This window comes from Xanthomonas sp. NCPPB 1067, assembly GCF_020783795.1.
Lineage (GTDB): Bacteria > Pseudomonadota > Gammaproteobacteria > Xanthomonadales > Xanthomonadaceae > Xanthomonas > Xanthomonas melonis.
In genome coordinates this window covers 153,491-170,468 of the sequence record NZ_JAJGQG010000001.1, presented here as the reverse complement: position 1 = coordinate 170,468, position 16,978 = coordinate 153,491, and the positions used below count along the sequence as shown (strand labels likewise).

General features: G+C 66.6%; 16 protein-coding genes. 3 read left to right on the top strand and 13 right to left on the bottom strand.

Features of this window, described 5'->3' with window-relative positions:
* Nucleotides 1-36: 36 nt before the first annotated feature.
* Nucleotides 37-1,047, bottom strand: a complete 1,011-nt coding sequence (gene oleD / locus LL962_RS00705; protein ID WP_104588545.1) for a 2-alkyl-3-oxoalkanoate reductase — start codon at nucleotides 1,045-1,047, stop codon at nucleotides 37-39.
* Between the two features lie 99 nt (nucleotides 1,048-1,146).
* Nucleotides 1,147-2,808, bottom strand: coding sequence for an olefin beta-lactone synthetase (oleC, locus tag LL962_RS00700; protein WP_228315517.1), 1,662 nt, complete (start codon nucleotides 2,806-2,808; stop codon nucleotides 1,147-1,149).
* 353 nt (nucleotides 2,809-3,161) lie between these two features.
* Here oleC and LL962_RS00695 point away from each other — a divergent pair, with 353 nt between their 5' ends.
* Nucleotides 3,162-3,545 (top strand): YkgJ family cysteine cluster protein, encoded by a 384-nt coding sequence (locus tag LL962_RS00695; RefSeq protein ID WP_228315516.1) that lies wholly within the window; start codon nucleotides 3,162-3,164, stop codon nucleotides 3,543-3,545.
* Between the two features lie 136 nt (nucleotides 3,546-3,681).
* Here the strand turns inward: LL962_RS00695 and LL962_RS00690 are convergent, their stop codons facing one another.
* The 5 genes from LL962_RS00690 to LL962_RS00670 form a co-directional block, all read right to left on the bottom strand.
* Nucleotides 3,682-4,599 carry an alpha/beta fold hydrolase gene (locus tag LL962_RS00690; RefSeq protein ID WP_228315515.1) on the bottom strand — a complete coding sequence of 306 codons (918 nt, stop codon included), beginning with the start codon at nucleotides 4,597-4,599 and terminating at the stop codon, nucleotides 3,682-3,684.
* Nucleotides 4,596-4,895 carry a hypothetical protein gene (locus LL962_RS00685; protein WP_228315514.1) on the bottom strand — a complete coding sequence of 100 codons (300 nt, stop codon included), beginning with the start codon at nucleotides 4,893-4,895 and terminating at the stop codon, nucleotides 4,596-4,598. The genes LL962_RS00690 and LL962_RS00685 overlap by 4 nt, the downstream gene beginning before the upstream one ends.
* Entirely contained in the window at nucleotides 4,888-6,051 is a 1,164-nt protein-coding gene (gene fic / locus LL962_RS00680; protein ID WP_228315513.1) for a protein adenylyltransferase Fic, read from the bottom strand. Before fic ends, LL962_RS00685 begins: the two co-directional genes overlap by 8 nt.
* Before the next feature lie 70 nt (nucleotides 6,052-6,121).
* Nucleotides 6,122-7,138: a 3-oxoacyl-ACP synthase III gene (locus tag LL962_RS00675; protein ID WP_104588541.1), complete on the bottom strand. Its 1,017-nt coding sequence runs from the start codon at nucleotides 7,136-7,138 to the stop codon at nucleotides 6,122-6,124.
* A gap of 101 nt (nucleotides 7,139-7,239) precedes the next feature.
* Entirely contained in the window at nucleotides 7,240-7,560 is a 321-nt protein-coding gene (locus LL962_RS00670) for a DUF4156 domain-containing protein (protein ID WP_228315512.1), read from the bottom strand.
* A 383-nt stretch (nucleotides 7,561-7,943) separates the two neighbouring features.
* Here LL962_RS00670 and LL962_RS00665 point away from each other — a divergent pair, with 383 nt between their 5' ends.
* Together LL962_RS00665 and LL962_RS00660 are read left to right on the top strand one after the other, a co-directional pair.
* Complete coding sequence (locus LL962_RS00665) at nucleotides 7,944-8,405, top strand: hypothetical protein (protein WP_228315511.1); 462 nt, start codon at nucleotides 7,944-7,946, stop codon at nucleotides 8,403-8,405.
* Between the two features lie 27 nt (nucleotides 8,406-8,432).
* Complete coding sequence (locus LL962_RS00660; RefSeq protein ID WP_228315510.1) at nucleotides 8,433-8,909, top strand: tRNA (cytidine(34)-2'-O)-methyltransferase; 477 nt, start codon at nucleotides 8,433-8,435, stop codon at nucleotides 8,907-8,909.
* Nucleotides 8,910-9,177: 268 nt separating this feature from the next.
* On the opposite strand, the gene LL962_RS00655 is transcribed toward LL962_RS00660, so the two are convergent.
* From LL962_RS00655 to poxB, 6 genes are all read right to left on the bottom strand, one after another.
* Nucleotides 9,178-10,434 carry an MFS transporter gene (locus LL962_RS00655; protein WP_228315509.1) on the bottom strand — a complete coding sequence of 419 codons (1,257 nt, stop codon included), beginning with the start codon at nucleotides 10,432-10,434 and terminating at the stop codon, nucleotides 9,178-9,180.
* Between the two features lie 104 nt (nucleotides 10,435-10,538).
* A complete protein-coding gene (locus tag LL962_RS00650) occupies nucleotides 10,539-11,144 on the bottom strand; it encodes a hypothetical protein (RefSeq protein WP_228315656.1) in 606 nt (201 codons plus the stop codon).
* A 134-nt stretch (nucleotides 11,145-11,278) separates the two neighbouring features.
* Nucleotides 11,279-12,085, bottom strand: coding sequence for a hypothetical protein (locus LL962_RS00645; protein WP_228315508.1), 807 nt, complete (start codon nucleotides 12,083-12,085; stop codon nucleotides 11,279-11,281).
* Nucleotides 12,086-12,298: 213 nt separating this feature from the next.
* Nucleotides 12,299-13,639, bottom strand: a complete 1,341-nt coding sequence (locus LL962_RS00640) for a sigma-54-dependent transcriptional regulator (RefSeq protein ID WP_228315507.1) — start codon at nucleotides 13,637-13,639, stop codon at nucleotides 12,299-12,301.
* Nucleotides 13,624-15,066 (bottom strand): sensor histidine kinase, encoded by a 1,443-nt coding sequence (locus LL962_RS00635; RefSeq protein WP_228315506.1) that lies wholly within the window; start codon nucleotides 15,064-15,066, stop codon nucleotides 13,624-13,626. The genes LL962_RS00640 and LL962_RS00635 overlap by 16 nt, the downstream gene beginning before the upstream one ends.
* A 48-nt stretch (nucleotides 15,067-15,114) precedes the next feature.
* Complete coding sequence (poxB, locus tag LL962_RS00630; RefSeq protein WP_228315655.1) at nucleotides 15,115-16,824, bottom strand: ubiquinone-dependent pyruvate dehydrogenase; 1,710 nt, start codon at nucleotides 16,822-16,824, stop codon at nucleotides 15,115-15,117.
* Nucleotides 16,825-16,978: the final 154 nt, after the last annotated feature.

Sequence of the window (16,978 nt, the reverse complement as noted above, 5' to 3'; positions counted from 1 at the left end):
AATCGGCGCAGACGTATCTTGTGGATCTGCCGGTCTTTACCGGGTGATGGCAATGTCGTTGGAAGATGAGGATCGCAGCCGGTTGAGCCCTTCTTCGATGCTGATCCTTGGCACATAGCCGAAGTCACGCTGTGCCGGCTGCATGCTGTACCAATGCGGCGTGCACAGCTGTTCCACCAGGAACCGCGTCAGCGGCACTTCGCCTGGCAGGCGCAACAGTGGCCACAGCGTTTCGCACACTGCACCGATCCGGTAGGCAGTCTTGAACGAGAGCGAGCGCGTCACCGCCGGTGCGTCCACCGCGGCCAGCAGGCGGTTGAGCAGCTCGCGCATCGGCAGCGGCTCGCCGTTGGAAATGAAGTAGGCCTTGCCCGCGCAGGCAGCGCCCACGGCAAGGTGCTCGAACGCGTCGAAGTGCGCCTGCGCTGCGTTGTCGATGTAGGTACTGTCCACCAGGTTGCTGCCGTCGCCCACCATGCGCAGCCGCCCGGCGCGCGCACGCGCGGCCAGGCGCGGCAGCAGGTGGTTGTCGCCCGGTCCCCAGATCAGGCGCGGACGCAGCGCCACGGTCGCCAGCTGCGCATCGTTGGCCGCGAGCACCGCACGCTCGGCGATCGCCTTGGTGGCCGCATACGCCGCACGCAGGTCTTCGCCATACGGCACCTCGTCGGCTCCGAGCCCTTCCACTGGATTGGTGGCGCGGTGGGTGACGCTGGGGGTGGAGGTGTAGATCAGGCGGTGCACGCCTTGCGCGCGACAGGCGTCGAGCACGTTCTGCGTGCCCACCACATTGGCCTGGTGATAGCTGTCGTAGCTGCCCCATGCACCGGCCTTGGCCGCGTTATGGAACACCGCATCGATGCCGGCAAACGCGTGGCGCACCGCCTGTGCGTCGGCCAGGTCGCCACGGATCTGGCCCACTCCCAGGCTCTGCAACACAGGGTAATCGCCGCGCTGGAAGCTCACGACCTCGTGCCCACGCTCTCGCAAGCCGCGGCACAACGCCTGGCCGAGAAATCCGCCACCACCAGTCACCAATACCTTCATCGCACCGCACCTCTTCTCTGAGGGACGACACCATAGCCGGACGCAGCCGACTTGGCGATCTGCCCGTCGATGTGCGGTCTGCAGTCTGTCGTCTACCGTTTATCCAAGTTGCTGCGCCGCCCAGACAGCCAGTTTCTCCCGGCCGATCTTGGCGTTGTGGCGAATATCCACCGGGAAGCCCGGATGGCGCAGGAAATCGACGATTCCCGCAGTGAGCGGATGCGCGGCAGCGGCAACACGCAGTCGCTGTTCGAACTCCTCCAGCTCCAACGGGCTGGACATGCAGGCGTAACCGTCCAGTTCGTAGCACAGCACCGGACGCTGCCGGCCGATCTCGCCCAGACCCACCAGCGCGCTGCGCCACATTCCGGGCAACGCATTGAAGATCGGCTCCACCTGCTCGGTGTAGAGCGGGCCCTGCGCGGTCTCCACGCGCTGCGTCTTGCGGCCGCAGAACCACAAGCGTCCTTCCGCATCGAAATAGCCGACATCGCCCATGCGGTGCACGGTGCGCTCGCTGCCATCGCTGCGGCGTTCGCGGATCTTGGCGATGCGCGTGGCGGCGTCGCGGTTGAAGTAGGTATCGGTGGCGGTGGGGCCGGCCACGGTGATCTCGCCGATCTGGCCCACTGCCAGCTCGCTGACGGCGCTCCAGTCGGCAATGGCCGCATCGTCGATGGCGATGATGCGCACCTCATTCGGCGCGACCACCTGGCCCACGCAGGTACCGGCGCCGGCTTCGGTGGCTGCGCGCGTGGCCTCCAGCGTGCGGCCTTCGATGGCCGCCACCGGCAGACACTCGGTCGCGCCGTAAGGGGTCCAGAACTGCGCATCGGCCGGCAGCAGCGCGCGCATCTTCGCCACCACATCCGGTGGCACCGGCGCCCCGGCCGAGGTGGCAAGGCGCACATTGGGCAGCGGCTGACCATACTCTGCGAGCACGCGCATCAGCGCCGGCGAACCGAACAACTGGGTCACGCCGAAGCGCGTGATCGCATCGTGCAGCTTGCGCGGGTCAGCCGTGGCCGGGCGGGTCGGATCCATGTCCGGAATCACCGAGGTCAGGCCCAGCGCCGGGTCGAACAAGGCGAACGGCGGAAACGTCGGCAGGTCCACGCCGCCGGGCTGCATGCCGAACGCGTTGCGCAGCAACTCGATCTGCCCGACGAAATGCCGATGCCGGTACACCACGCCCTTGGGCACGCCGGTCGAGCCGCTGGTGAACAGGATTGCGGCCACGTCGTCCGGCGCGGTATCGGCCAATTGACTGCCGGCGCCGGCGCCATCGCGTTCCACCCGCGCCAGCGTCACCCCGCCCCAGCCGTAGCGACCGCCGACGGTGACGATGCGTTTGGCAGAGCGCGCCCAGCGCAGCAGGCGCCGCGCCAGCTGTGCCAGCGGAATGCCGATGAAGGCCTGCGGCTGCGCTTCGTCCAGGCACTGCTTGAGCGCGCGCTTGTCGATACCCGGATCCACCAGCACTGGCACCGCGCCGGCCTTGAACAGCGCGAACATCAGCAGGAAGAACTCGGGCGACGGCCGCACCATCACCACCGCGCGCATGCCGCGGCCGATGCCATGCACGCCGAGCCCGGCCGCGATCGCGTCGCTGCGTGCGTCCAGTTGGGCATAGCTCAGGGTCACGTCGTAGGCGGCCAATCCGTCGGGTCCACGGCGTCCCGGGCAGCGGATGGCGATCTGGTCGGGGCGCTCGCGCGCCAGCTGCGGCAGCGTGGCCGCGATATTGCAGAGACTGGTCATTGCCCGATTATCGCGGATAAGGCGGTGCGCACGGGAACTCCATGCTATGTCGTCATGCCTGCACCTTCGCATCCGGCCAGACGCTGCGTCGGTGATGCGCAGCCCAGGCAGGCTCGTCCGCCTGCAAGGCTTCACCACGCTTGCCATTCCGGGGCGTCCTGCCGTCGCATCGGCCGATCGGCAGTACTGCGGACGCGCTGTCGATCCGGTTCGGCACCTCGGCCGCAGGTGGCAGGCACTGCCAGCGCGTGAACCGCTAAGAGCGCCGCAGCGCGCACTCTTGTTTCGCGGCGCAATTCGGTCAGAATGCCGCGCTCTCCACGTTCGTTTTGCCGCGCAAGGCCCGGCATGCCATGGCACATCCCTGCCTTACCTGCGGCGCCTGCTGCGCCTATTTCCGCGTCAGCTTCCACTGGAGCGAAGCCGATCCCGCGTTGGGCGGCAGGGTGCCGATCGAATTGACCGATGCGCTGCGCACCCATGAACGGGTGATGCGCGGCACGTCGCAGTCGCAGCCGCGCTGCATTGCGCTGGATGCCGATATCGGCCGCTACAGCCGCTGCAGCATCCACGACCGCCGCCCGTCATCCTGCGCGGCGGTGCCGGCCTCGCTGGAATTCGGGCAGCGCAGCGCGCAATGCGACAAATCGCGCCTGGCCCACGGCCTGCATGCGTTGACCGAGGCCGACTGGGTCGGCGTGGACGACGCGCAACGCAATCCGCTGCCAACGCTGTAAGGTTCCGACGCACGCCGCGCGCCGGGGTGTCGAGTGACGGACACTGGCATGACAGAGGCCATGCCACGCCGCTAAGGGAAAAGCATCCGGCGACAGCGCTTCATGCACGATGCGCTGGCATGCGTGGCGACCGCTCTTACAGCGGATTTCGCTCCAGAAACGCGCGAATGGCCGGCACCAGCACCTCGTGCTTGTCTTCCAGCACGTAGTGATTGGCATCGTCGAACGCGGTGACCTCGGCCTGCGGAAGCGCACGGCGGAAGCCGGCCAGGAAATGCTTGTCGAAGCAGATGTCGCGCAGGCCCCAGGCGATGAAGGCCGGGCGATCGGCAAACGAGGCAAGCGCCTGTGCAGAGCGCTCCAGCAACGACCATCCCCTGTCGGCCGGCGACAGCGGAATGTCCTGCATGAAACGGATGGTGGAGATGCGGTTGCGCCAGCTGTCGTACGGCGCCACATAGGCGCGCCGCACATCGGCAGGCATCCGCCGCGACACGCCCAGCCACGACGCACCGGACGAAAACGCATTGAAGGTGCGGATGAACCATTCCCCCGGCCCCCAATGCCGGCCCATCGCGATCTGCCATGGCATCGGCTTTTCCGGCGGCAGCGGGAACGCCGCCGTGTTGGTGATGACCAGGCGCTTGACCTGCGCATGGTGCGACAGCGCCCAACCGAAGCCGATCATGCCGCCCCAGTCGTGCACCGCCAGCGTAACCGGGCCGGTGATGCCCAGGTGCTGCAGCAGCGTGTCCAGATCGTCCACGCGCGATTGCAGGGTGTAGTCGTAGCGCGGCTGCGCGTCGGGCGCATCGTCCGGCTTGTCGGACAGGCCCATGCCGATGTGGTCGGGCACGATGCAGCGGTAGCGATCGGACAAGCCGCTCACCAGATGCCGCCACAGATAGCTCCACGAGGGATTGCCGTGCAGCATGACAATCACTTCCGCCGCCGCCGCCTCGCCATCGCGCGGGCCTTCGTCCAGATACGACATCGCAACGCCGGGCCGCACCTCGAGGCGCTTGGGAGTGAAGGGGTAGCCGGGGTAGTTCATGTAAATCGCATCCGATCCAGATCAAAGGAACTCGCGCCTTGCGGGCGTCCACCCACCTCGCGCAGAGAAGAAATCGCGCTCCTGTCCACGTCACCGGGCTTGCCCAACACGTTCTCGCCCTTCAACTTCAGCAGGGCGGTACCGCGAGCGGAATGCTCGGCCGCAGACACCACCAAATCAGGGCAGAAGTCGTCCTCGTCCCAGCGATAGGGAACGGTGCCCGACTGGGCATCGCGCCGCCGCAGCAGACCGATCAAGATTTGGCCATCGCGCTGGTCATCTTCTTGCTCATGCATTCTGTTCCACACTCCGTGCAGGTATGTGGTAGGCAGGCAACTGATTGTCGTCATTGGACAGCAAGCGAAGGAATGCCGGATGCAGGAATAGCTTTTCCTTTCCCAGGCGCTGCTCCTGCAGCACACCGATGTTTGTCAGCTCTTTGAGATGTCGTGCGGCGGTCTGGCGCGTGACCCCCGCCATGTCGACGACATTCTGGATGCGGCAGTAAGGCTGGTTGAAAATCACCTCCACCAACTCCCGGCTATAGGCCTTGGGCGCGTGATCACGAATGTAGTCCCGGGCTTGCGTCTCTAGCCCACGAATCGCCTGGATCTTCGCCGTCGTCCATGCGGCGGTTTCGGCAACCGCAGCCAGCATGTAGTGAATCCATTCGGCCCAGTGGCCATGCCGCGTCACATCCAGCAGCAGGCGATAGTAGTCGCTGCGGTGGCGGATGATGTAGCGAGAGAGATAGAGCACAGGCAGATCGAGCAAGCCCTGCTCGATGAGCATCAGCAAGTTCAGTACCCGCCCGGTGCGGCCATTGCCATCGGTGAACGGGTGGATCGCTTCGAATTGATAGTGCGCGACAGCCATGCGAATCAATGGATCGACGTCGGTGTTCTCATGGATGAAGCGTTCCCAGTTGGCCAGTTTGTCGCGCAACAGCGTTTCGCCAACCGGCGGCGTATAGATGACCTGCTGGGTCTGGTCATTGGCCAGCGCAGTCCCGGGCACGCGACGGATCTGCATCTGCACCGCCTTGATACGGCTGCAGACGACGACCGCGGTGTCCGTGCACAAGGGCCGCTGCCGTAGCGACTGAAATCCTTCGTAGAGCGCACTGCGGTAACGCAACGCTTCCTTGGTGGCAGGCTTTTGTGCCTTGTCCTGATCTTCGGCGTAGCGGAACAGTTCGTCCGTCGTCGTCACGATGTTCTCGATCTCGGAACTGGCCTGCGCCTCCAGGATCGGAATGGTATTGATCAACACCGTAGGATTTGGCAACAACGCTGTTGCCTGCTTCAGTTCGGCCAATGCAGTTCGCGCAGTGATGCAGGCCTTGAGCAGGCTCCGTGTCTCGATATCTCCCGCTGGCGGAAGCAGCGGGAGATCGTTGTAAGGGAGCTCAGAGTTAAACGTCGACACGCTTTCCATGCCTGCCTCGCTCATGTTCTTCAAACGAACATGATGCTGCAACGTGTACTAAAAATCCATTTTTTTTAACACGTCCCGCAAGGACTCACCAAACCACTTCCGCCATCGAGCAGTTCAGTCCCGAGCCAATGCCCAGCAGCGCGATCCGGTCGCCCTTCTTCAGCCGGCCCAGCTCCTTGAGCTTGCTCAGCACGATCGGCACCGACGCCGGGCCGATATTGCCGTGCTCGCCGAAGATGGTCATGACCTTGGCCGGGTCGATGCCGAACGACTTCACGAACGCGGCGGTATGCGGGCGGCTGACCTGGTGGATGACGAACTGGTCCAGCTCTTCGACCGCCCAGCCCAGCGCCTGACGGGCGGCCAGGAAGGTCTTCTGCGCCAGCTTGATGCCTTCGATCAGCAGCAGGCGGGTGTCGGTGACCATGCGGTCCAGGTTGCCCCGGCACAGCTTGTTCCACTCGGTGGCCGAGCGGGTCACGCCGCCCTTGTAGCGCGGTGCGTCCGGCACCAGCTCCGAGCGCGCCATCACCATGGCGGCGGCGCCGCAGCCCAGGGTCAGCGCGGCCAGTTCGTTGCGGAACTCTTCTTCGGTGACATCCGGCGAGGTCATGCGTTCCAGGGTCTTTTCATAGACCAGGTTCGCCGTTTCGCCATCGACGACCAGCGCGTAGTCGATCTCGCCGCGCTCGAGCATGCGTGCGGCGATATCCATGCCGTTGATGAAGGCCAGGCAGGCGTTGGCCACATCGAAGGTGACGCAGTGGTCGCCCACGCCCAGGTTGCCGGACACGATGGAGGCCGTGGACGGCTCCAGGTAGTCGCGGCTCACCGAGGTATTGACCAGCAGGCCGATCTTCTCGATGCCGATCCCGGCATCGATCAGCGCCTTGCGCGCGGCCTGGGTTGCCGCATCGGAGGCCTGGACATCCTGGTCCCACAAGCGCCGTGCATGGATACCGGCAACATCGCCCAACACGTCGGTCTTGATGCCGAGACGGTCGTAGGTCGGTTGCAGGCGCTCGTTGATTTCCTTGGAAGTCAGCGTATGCGGCGCATCAATGTGCGCCAGTCCCGCGATGGAGACATTCTGGAAGAGCATCGAAGTAGCGCCATGGCGTCAGGCGAGGGGGCGCTAGTCTAGCTGCTGGCCGGTTTTACCGCATCTTTACAATTGAATCGCCGCCTGCCCAGCCCAACGGTTCAGCGCGGCGGGCAGCTGAAGGCGGTGAAACGCTGGCTGCCCTCGGCCGGCTGGCCCTGGGCCTGTACGGCATTGGCGTTGGCCCCCGGTGCCTCGTTGCGCGCCAGGGTTTCCAGTTCCTCCTGCACGCGCAGCGGATTGCGGTTGTAGAAGCCGACCTTGCTCTTGACCGATACCACCACCTCGCCCTGCTGCTGACAGCCCGCCGGGGCGGGGCCTGCGGGGAGAACCCGCACCGTCTTGCCGCTTTGTTCGATCGGCACCCAGGTACAGGCGGCGGCAGTCGTGGCAACCAGAACGGACAGCATCAGCACGCGCATACGTCTTCACACCTGAGGGCAAAGCCGGATTGTGCCGCAGTCCAGTGGCAGTCAGGCACGCCAGTCTGCCTTGCCGACACACCGCATTCAGTCCGCACGCACCCGCCGGAACGCGCGGCGTTGCGGGCGATGTGGCGTGTCCGTTGCCGCACACGTGTCCGCGTGTCCGGACGCGGACACCAGGCCAAGCACAAAATACCCTTATAAAACAGCCACATGTGATTGGCACACGGCTTGCTCTGACTTCGCTGTGTCCAGACATCTTCGCCGAACATGACTTTTAGCTGAACAATCATCAAGACGCGACGAAAGTTCTTGCACATACCGAAACGGTGTACTACCTTACTACCACACCACTGATCACCCACACCAAGAGACCCGCCATGAACACCCAGACCCTGCGCCTCGCCCTCTCCGCCGCCCTGATCGCCGGTTCCTCCCTGGCCGGCTTTGCACAGGCCGGCACCCTGACCACGCTGGACACCGTGCAGGTGCGCCCGTCCGCGGACCAGATCGCCCAGCAGACGCTGGAGCGCAACAGCGACATCCGGACCCTCGCCGCCGTGCAGGTGCGGCCTTCCGCCGAGCAGCTGGCCGCGCTGGCCGCCGAACTGGCCGGCCCGCGCGTGGTCACTCTGGCAGCGGTGCAGGTCCGTCCGTCGGCCGAGCAGCGGGCCGAGAGCATCGTCCACAGCGCCGCCGCAACCGCACAGGCAGCTTCGGGCCAGGCCGCCGCGGTGATCGGCGCGCTGGTGGGCGAGGTCATCGTGCAGCTGCCGGTCCCGCAGCTGCAGCCCTCGCCGGTCGAACTGGAAGCGCTGATCAGCGCCGCCGCAAGCCTCTGAGCCACGCGCGCCGCTACACTTGCGCGCATGTCAGCACCCGTTCTCGATGTCATCCTGTTCCAACCGGAAATTCCGCCCAATACGGGCAACGTGATTCGCTTGTGCGCCAATACCAGCGCGCGCCTGCACCTGATCGAGCCGCTCGGCTTCGACCTCAGCGACAAGCAGCTCAAGCGCGCCGGTCTGGATTACCACGAATATGCCCAACTGCAGGTGCACGCCGATCTGCCCACCGCATTGGCAACGATCGCGCCACGTCGCGTCTTCGCGCTGAGCACGCGCAGCACGGTGCGCTACGACGCCCCGCGGTTCGCCGATGGCGATGCGTTCCTGTTCGGCCCTGAAACACGCGGCCTGCCGGCCGAGGTCCTGGAGTCGATTGCGCCCGAGCACCGGCTACGCCTGCCGATGCGCCCGGACAACCGCAGCCTCAATCTGTCCAACACTGTCGCGGTGATGGTGTTCGAAGCCTGGCGGCAGTGGAACTTCGCCGGCGGCCAGTAGCCGCGGCCTGCGACAACGTCCCCCAACGACACGACCGGACTCACTTTCCCTCGTGCGCCGCACCGCTCCGGGTGCACTGCCCGCCGCGCGCGGCCACTCACGCGCCAGATCTGAAGACCGTCCACTGTGGCAGTGCAGGGCGTAGTACTTGTCTCCGCCCCCGCAGTCCCTTTCCGCTGGTGCCGCATGCCCGTGCCGTGCAACCAGCACTGGGGAGACGCTGACCAATCTCACCCTTGCCTTATTCTGATCAGGCATCGGCCACAGCTCACGATCTTCCACCGCGAAGTACGCCCGCGTCTCGCGTTGCCGACTCCAGACCGATAGCCGCCTGCACTACGCCGCGGCAGACCGCCCATAACGCCACCGCCAGCAAGGCGATCGCGCCCAGCGACAGGAACGCGGCGCGGTAGCCGAACGCGTGCGCCAACCAGCCGCCAAGCGCCGGGCTCAGCGCTGCGCCGATTCCCTGCACCGTCATCACCGCACCCTGGCCGACATTGACCCGGCCGGTGCCATGCAGCAGGCGCGCCACCAGCGCCGGCACCACCACGCTTTGCAAGCCGGCCCCGAGCCCGTCCAGCACCTGCACCGGAAACACACCCCAGCCCTGGATCACCGACGCTGCCACCAGCGCGCGCAGCGGCAAGGCCAGGAAGGCCACCAACAACACCCGCCAATGCCCGTGTATCCGGATCCAACGCATGGCCAGCAAGGCCACCACCACCATCGTGGCCTGCGCGACCACGATGGTGGTGGCGGTCAGTGCACTGGGATCGCCGGCATGCGCAGCCACGATCGCCAGGCCGTACAGCGGCAACATGGCGGCATTGCCCAGATGGAATAGCCCCAGCGTGAGAGCCAGCAGCGCCAAGGGGCGGCAGGTCAGCAGCACCCGCCAGCCGCCCGGCATAGTGCGACCTTCGTCTTGGCGAAGGCCGCGCGCGGCGCGATCGTCGATGGCGCTGGCTGGAATCGCCAGCGCCGCCGCCACCGCCAACGCACCGAACACCGCGGTCAGCACGAACACCGCACCAAATCCGTAGCGCCATCCCAACCAGCCGGCCAGCAGCGCAGCCAGCATGTTGCCGGCATGATTGGCGACCTGATTGCGTGCCAGTTGATGGTCGAACCCACGTGTGTGCACCAGCCCCAGCGTGATGCCGGTCAGCGCCGGGCCGATGCCGGCGGCGGCGAGCGCCGAGGCGATTTGCGCGGCGACCACGCCGGACGAGGTCGGCCGCAGCCAGATCGCTGCGGTGGCGAACAGGATCGCCATGCACCCGATCACCACCACCGCACGCTTGCGCCGGGTGGCATCGACCAGCGCACCGGCCGGTGTGGTGGCGAGCATGCCGGCGATGCCACCCACGCTCATCACCGTGCCGATCGCCGCCACCGACCATCCCCTGGACTGCAGGAACACGCTGAGAAACGGCCCCAACCCGTCCTGCACGTCGGCCACGCTGAAATGCAGCGCTTCCAGTGCGCGCGTGCCGCGCGGCCTGCCCTTGGTCACCCGCATCGCCGAACTCCCCTGCACGATGCATCGCCATCGGACAGGCCGGCACGCATCGCAGACCCCGGGAGCGAACCGCGCAAGCACGCAGGGCAGCTGCATGACCGCTCCTAGTGCCTGGGCCCGGGTCGATGCGCAGGACCATGCGCCAGTTGCTTCAGCGTGGCCGCCTTGCCACCCAGCGCATGGGCATGGATCAGCACACCGTGCGGGGTGGCCTGGGTTTCGCCTTCGGCCACCAACGGCCTGCCGACCACCAGCTGCTTGGCGAAATCGGCACCGGCATGCGGCGGAAACCGCACCGTGACCTCGTCGTCGAGCAGTACGCCATGCACCTGACCATGCGGGCCATGCAGCAACCGGGTAATGCTGCCGCTGTGCCGAACGTGCTGCGACTTGGGCGGTTTGCCGGCTGGCGGTTTGGGTCTGGCCTTGGCATGCGGCGCATGCGGGCCCTTATCGAGGATGCGCTTGCCGCCCTCCGGATCGATCGCCACTGCCACCAGCATGTCGACATCGCGCGGTTTGAGGCCACGCACGGTGAGCGCACTCCCCGGCTTGAGCGCCTTGCGCAGGGCCGCCGACAGGTGCGGCGGGGTGTGCACCTCGGTACCGTCGGTCAGCAGCAGGCCGTCGATATCGGCCTTGGGATTGAGCAGAAAACGCGCCAGTGTGCCGCGCGTTTCAGGAAGGAAATCAGGATCGACCCAATGCATGGTGAGCTCCAACAAGGTAGGACCGGTCAGTGCCGGCGAGCCGCGTCCGCCACCAGCCTTGGGCATGGCGACGGCGGGCGTGAGCGAAGGTCCGAACGGGCCTGTCACCGTGGCGGCTGGCCACGGCGCCCCGGTCAGCGCGGCGGCGGCGCAGCCGGCGGCACGGGCGGTACGGGCGGTACGGGCGGCGGCAGCGGACCATCCGGGCGCGGAGGGCTGAACAAGTCACGCTGCGAAGCGCGGTCGCGGCCCAGTCGAGTGGCCTCGATCGAACGCCCGGCACCGTTGGCCACTCCGAAGCCGCGCACGCTCAGGGGCGCGCCGATACGCAACAGGTCGGCGAACTGCAGCGCCAGGTGCGGCGGCATCCGCACCACCGTGCCATCGCTCAGCAACGCGCCATTGGCCTCGCCACCCGGGCCGTAGACCAGCCGCTCGATGCGGCCCTGTGCCTCCAGCGGCGTCAACGCGGGCGGTGCCGGGGGTGCGGGGGGCGCAGGGGGTGCCGGCGGCACGCCGTCGGCCATGGGCGGACGATCCACCACCTCGCGCTTGCTGCGCGTGGAGCGGATGCTGCTGGCCCGCACCACCGGCAGCCCGCCCAGGCGATAGCCCTGCACGGTCACTGCATCGCCTCGTCGCACCGCGGCCAGCAGATCGGCGGACAGATGCGGCGCGAACCCGACCTGGGTGCCGTCGCGCAACCACAGGCCATCCACCTCACCGTTGGGATTGAGCATGAAGCGCTCCACGGTGCCGGTGAGCTGCACCGGGGTGGCGGCTACCGGTGCGGGCGGTGCAGGCGGCATCGGGGGCGGCGGTGGCGGCATGCCGGCCGGCGCCCGCGCGGCGGTCGGCGGTGCAGGCGGTGGAGGAACCTGCGCGGCGGCGGTGGCCACGCCGCAGGCCAAGGCGAGGGCAAGTGCGGTCTGACGCATCATGAGTGATCTCCAGGGCGGCAGGAGCGCCGCCCGCAATGAGCACATCGCAGCAATCGTGCCAATCGCCCAAACCTTGTGCCGAAAGGATTCCCGGCAGGCGAGCGGCCGGCAGACGTCTGCAGTTCATCCACCGCTGTCCGCTTTGCAGACACCGCTGCCAACTGCCCGGTGTGCGATTCGCTCACCGCCGCGGACCCGCTTCGCATTGCGGCGCTACTGCAGCCCATACTCATCGAGCTTGCGATACAGCAATTGCCGATGAATGCCCAGCCGACGCGCGGCCTCGGCGCGATTGCCGTGGCTGCTCGTCAATGCCTGCTGGATCATCTGCCGTTCCAGCCGCGCCACCGCTTCGGGAAGACTGGTGTCCGGCAGGGGTGGCGCGATGTGCAGCGGCATGGCCTGCCCCAGCGCCTCGTCCAGATCCTCCGCCTCGATGCCGTGCCCGCGTACCAGCACCTGGCAACGCTGCATCACGTTGCGCAATTCGCGCACATTACCGGGCCAGGGATGCGCGAGCAGGCGCGCCTGTGCAGGGGCCGACAGCGTGCGCGCACTGCCCTGCCCGCTGCGCAGGAAGTGCTGCGCCAGCAACACGATGTCCTGCCCGCGCTCGCGCAACGGCGGCAACTCGATCGGCACCACGTTCAAGCGATAACGCAGGTCGCTGCGGAACTGCCCGGCAGCCACCCAGGCCGCCAGATCGCGATGGGTCGCCGCCAGCACGCGCACATCCACCTTCTGCGCGCCGCGCCCACCCAACGGGGTTACCTCGCCTTCCTGCAGAAAGCGCAGCAGTTTGGCCTGCATCGGCAGCGGCATGTCGCCGATCTCGTCCAGAAACAGGGTGCCGCCGTCGGCTTCGCGAATCAGCCCGAGACGGTCGCCGATGGCACCGGAGAAGGCGCCCTTGCGATGGCCGAACAATTCGCTTTCCATCAGTTCCAGCGGGATCGCAGCGCAATTGACGGCGACGAAGGCCGCGCTTGCGCGCGCACTGGCACGATGCAGGGCACGCGCGGCCAGCTCCTTGCCGGTGCCGGTCTCGCCGGTGATCAGCACCGGCAGATCGGAAGCCGCCGCCAGCCCGATGCGTTTGTGCACGGTGCGCATCGCCGGACTATGCCCGACCAGGGCGCCGTCTTCCTCAGACAAGCCCACCGGCGCAGCCTCGGCTGCGACATCCGCACCGCTCAGCAGGGCGCGCTCGACCACATCGACGATATCGGCGCGCCCCACCGGCTTGACCAGGTGATCGAACGCGCCCAGCGTCATCGCTTCGATGGTGTTGCCGCTGGACACGTGCGCGGTCAGCATCACCAGCGGCACCGGCCGCGCTGCGGCATCGCCCACATGCGCGCGCAACACCTCGATGCCATCCATGCCGGGCATGCGGAAATCCACGAACGCCAGGTCGATACCGCCGCTACGCAATTGCGCAAGCCCCTGCGCACCATCGCTCGCGGTGACCGCCTCGTGCCCCAGCGAGCGTAGCGTGGCCTGCAGGGTCGCCAGAAACGCCTCGTCGTCATCGATGATCAGGATGCGCGCCATGGCAGCTCCACATTGAAGGAGGTCACGCCATCGGCATGGCGATATTGCACCTGCCCGCCATGCGCGCGGACGATCTCGCGCACCAACGCCAGGCCCAGGCCATTGCCGTCGCTGCGGCCGCTGACGAAGGGTTCGAACAGCTGTGCGGCGATGGGTGCGGGAATGGGTGCGCCGCGATTGCGTACCTGCAGCTGCAGCGCACCTTCGTGCTCGAAGGCGTGCAAGGTCACCGGCGTCTGCGGGTCGGCATGCTGCAGCGCGTTGCGTACCAGGTTGTGCACCGCACGCCCGAGTTGCTGCCGATCGAGCCGCCACTGCAATGGCGCCGATGGCAATTGCAGCTGCAGTCGATGCGCATCGTGCGGAAACTGCGCCGTCTCCAGCAGATCGGACAGCCAGTCCTGTACGGGCACCGTCTCCAGGGACAGGCGGATCGGCTGCACCATGCCGAGCAGGCTTTCGACGACCCCGTCCAGGCGCCGGATCTGCCCGAGCATCAGCTCGGCATACGCCGCATCCTCGGTGGAGGCAGCGCGGCGCGCGATTTCGTTCTCCACCGCCAGGCGCATGGTGGCAATCGGGTTGCGGATTTCGTGGGCGACGGTCGCGGTCATGCGCCCGAGTGCGGCCAGGCGTTCGTGTCGAGCCAGCTCAGTGGCCAGCGTGCGGGTCTGCGCCAGTGCCTGGGCGTTGCGCTGCGCATAGTCGTTGACCGCCGCGCCCAGCCGATCGAGCTCTGGCGCTCCGGTGATCGGAATCTGCGGCAGTTCGGAGTCGGCCGCCAGCGCCTGCCCGATACGCTGCAGGCGCTGGCTCCAGCGCCGCACCACCACGCCGAGCGTCATCGCCGAGATCGCCACCATCGCAAAGATCAGCACCATGCCCACTACCAGCGGGCGCCATGCATCCGAACTGCTGGCCGGCACCCGCGTCATGGTCCAGGCGGCAGCACCGCTCGCCAGGGGGCAGGCATTGATCAGCACCACCTCGCGGCGACCATCGCGGCGAAACTGCGCCGGCTTGCCACCGCTCGCACTCTGTCGCGCGGTCGCCACGATGGTGGCCCATTCGGCCGCCGGGATATCGGTCTTGTGATCGCTGCCGTCATAGGTCGGATACGCATAGGCAATGAAGCCTTTCTTCACGCTCCATACCCCGCCCTCCACGCCGGGTGCATCGGCCAGCACCAGCTGCACCACAACCGCGGCCAGCCCGGCGCCATTGTCGCCGCTACGCGCGGCTTCGCTGGCGCCGGCATAGCGCTGCACGATACGCGCGCATTGCGTGCTCAATTGCTGGCGCGCCTCGTCCAGCCGTACGCCTTCGGTCTGCCGATACAGGCCGTACAGCATCGTGGCCACGCCCAGGCAGGCAGCCACGATGACCACCCAGATCAACAGCAATTGCTGCAGCAGCGAACGAGGCATGACGAGATCCGCAGTGGTCGTGCGATGCGACAGAGAGTGGACGGCCGCTCAGCGGAAGTTGGTTTTCAGCAGATCGATCACCTCGTTGCCACGTCCGCTCATCACCGCCTTGAGCAGATACAGCCCCATGCCCTTGGCCTGCTCGGCCTTGATCGCCGGAGGCACCACCAGCTCCTGGGTGGCCACTCGCACATCCACCAATGCTGGCCCGGAATGCGCGAATGCTTGCCGCAAGGCGCGTTCCAGCTGCGCCGACTCGTCCACGCGCAGACCCAGGATGCCCATCGCATTGCTCATCGCGGCGAAGTCGGGGTTACGCAGCTCGGTGCCGGTATCCAGGTAGCCCGCGGCCTTCATCTCCATTGCCACGAATCCCAACGAGGCATTGTTAAAGACGACCACTTTCACCGGCAGATCGAGCTGGGCCAGAGAGATGAAGTCACCCATCAGCATCGCAAATCCACCATCGCCCGCCAACGCGATCACCTGGCGCCCGGGAAATGCCGCCTGCGCCCCCAGCGCCTGCGGCATGGCGTTGGCCATCGAACCATGGTTGAACGAGCCCAGCAGGCGACGCTGACCATTCATGCGAAGATAGCGTGCGGCCCACACCGTGGGCGTGCCGACGTCGCAGGTGAACACCGCATCCTGATCCGCGATCTCACTGATCAGCCGCGTCACGAACTGCGGGTGCAACGGCTCGCCGGGATCGGCGGGCACCGCCAGATCGTCCAGCCCCTCGCGCGCGCTGCGATAGTGCGCGAGCGACTTGTCCAGGAAGCTGCGATCCTCGCGACGCTGCAGCTGCGGCAGCAGTGCCGCGATGGTCTCGCCCACATCGGCGGCGATCCCCAGCTGCAAAGGCGTGCGCCGTCCCAGCGCGCCCGGATCGCGATCCACCTGCACGATGGTCGCGTCCTTCGGATAGAACTGACGATACGGAAAGTCCGTGCCCAGCATGATCAACGTGTCGCAGTTGAGCATGGCGTGGTAGCCGGAGCTGAAACCGATCAAGCCGGTCATGCCCACATCGAACGGGTTTTCCCATTCCACGTGCTCCTTGCCGCGCAGCGCATGCACGATTGGCGCACCCAGCGTATCAGCCAACGCCACCACCGCATCGTGCGCACCCGCGCAGCCGCTGCCGCACAACAAGGTGACGGCCTTGCTCTGCTGCAGCAGCTCGGCCAGTTGCTGCACGTCCTCGGCCGCCGGCAGCACGCGCGGCGCACGCAGGGCCGGCCACGCGCTGGACAACTGCTTGTCCACCTCCAGCAGCGCGATGTCGCCGGGAATCACCACCACCGCCACCCCCTGCTGCAGGATCGCCGTGCGCATCGCGCGATGCAGCACTTCCGGCAACTGCGCCGGATTGGTCACCAACTCGACGAAATGGCTGCACTCGCGAAACAGCTCCTGCGGATGGGTCTCCTGGAAGTAGCTCAGGCCGATCTCCGAAGACGGAATGTGCGCAGCGATCGTCAATACCGGTTGACGGCTGCGGTGACAGTCGAACAGACCGTTGATCAGATGCAGATTGCCCGGCCCGCAACTGCCTGCACACACCGCCAGCCGGCCGGTCACCGCCGCTTCGGCGCCTGCGGCAAAGGCAGCCACTTCCTCGTGACGCACGTGCATCCATTCGATCGTCTGCATCTCGCGCAAGGCGTCGGTCAGCCCGTTGAGGCTGTCGCCGGTCACGCCCCAGATACGTTCGACACCAGCGCTTTCCAGTGTTTCGGCCAGAAACCGGGCCAATGTCTTCTTCTTTGCCACGAGGCAGCTCCGGATTGTGCGATGGAACCAATGCTCCCAGCGTCGCCGTCAGCGCGATGTGCTCTTGAGTATCGTCGAACGCGCATCGCGACATTCCTCGCAATGGCACATCGTCGCTCGATAACCGATACGTCAT

Coding starts and splice junctions, on each gene's coding strand:
- LL962_RS00660 (WP_228315510.1), top strand. CDS start 8,433: ATGTCAGCACCCGTTCTCGATGTCATCCTGTTCCAACCGGAAATTCCG.
- LL962_RS00695 (WP_228315516.1), top strand. CDS start 3,162: ATGGCACATCCCTGCCTTACCTGCGGCGCCTGCTGCGCCTATTTCCGC.
- LL962_RS00685 (WP_228315514.1), bottom strand. CDS start 4,895: ATGCATGAGCAAGAAGATGACCAGCGCGATGGCCAAATCTTGATCGGT.
- oleC (WP_228315517.1), bottom strand. CDS start 2,808: ATGACCAGTCTCTGCAATATCGCGGCCACGCTGCCGCAGCTGGCGCGC.
- LL962_RS00690 (WP_228315515.1), bottom strand. CDS start 4,599: ATGAACTACCCCGGCTACCCCTTCACTCCCAAGCGCCTCGAGGTGCGG.
- LL962_RS00640 (WP_228315507.1), bottom strand. CDS start 13,639: ATGGCGCGCATCCTGATCATCGATGACGACGAGGCGTTTCTGGCGACC.
- LL962_RS00665 (WP_228315511.1), top strand. CDS start 7,944: ATGAACACCCAGACCCTGCGCCTCGCCCTCTCCGCCGCCCTGATCGCC.
- LL962_RS00655 (WP_228315509.1), bottom strand. CDS start 10,434: ATGCGGGTGACCAAGGGCAGGCCGCGCGGCACGCGCGCACTGGAAGCG.
- LL962_RS00650 (WP_228315656.1), bottom strand. CDS start 11,144: ATGCATTGGGTCGATCCTGATTTCCTTCCTGAAACGCGCGGCACACTG.
- LL962_RS00670 (WP_228315512.1), bottom strand. CDS start 7,560: ATGCGCGTGCTGATGCTGTCCGTTCTGGTTGCCACGACTGCCGCCGCC.
- LL962_RS00645 (WP_228315508.1), bottom strand. CDS start 12,085: ATGATGCGTCAGACCGCACTTGCCCTCGCCTTGGCCTGCGGCGTGGCC.
- fic (WP_228315513.1), bottom strand. CDS start 6,051: ATGAGCGAGGCAGGCATGGAAAGCGTGTCGACGTTTAACTCTGAGCTC.
- LL962_RS00635 (WP_228315506.1), bottom strand. CDS start 15,066: ATGCCTCGTTCGCTGCTGCAGCAATTGCTGTTGATCTGGGTGGTCATC.
- LL962_RS00675 (WP_104588541.1), bottom strand. CDS start 7,138: ATGCTCTTCCAGAATGTCTCCATCGCGGGACTGGCGCACATTGATGCG.
- oleD (WP_104588545.1), bottom strand. CDS start 1,047: ATGAAGGTATTGGTGACTGGTGGTGGCGGATTTCTCGGCCAGGCGTTG.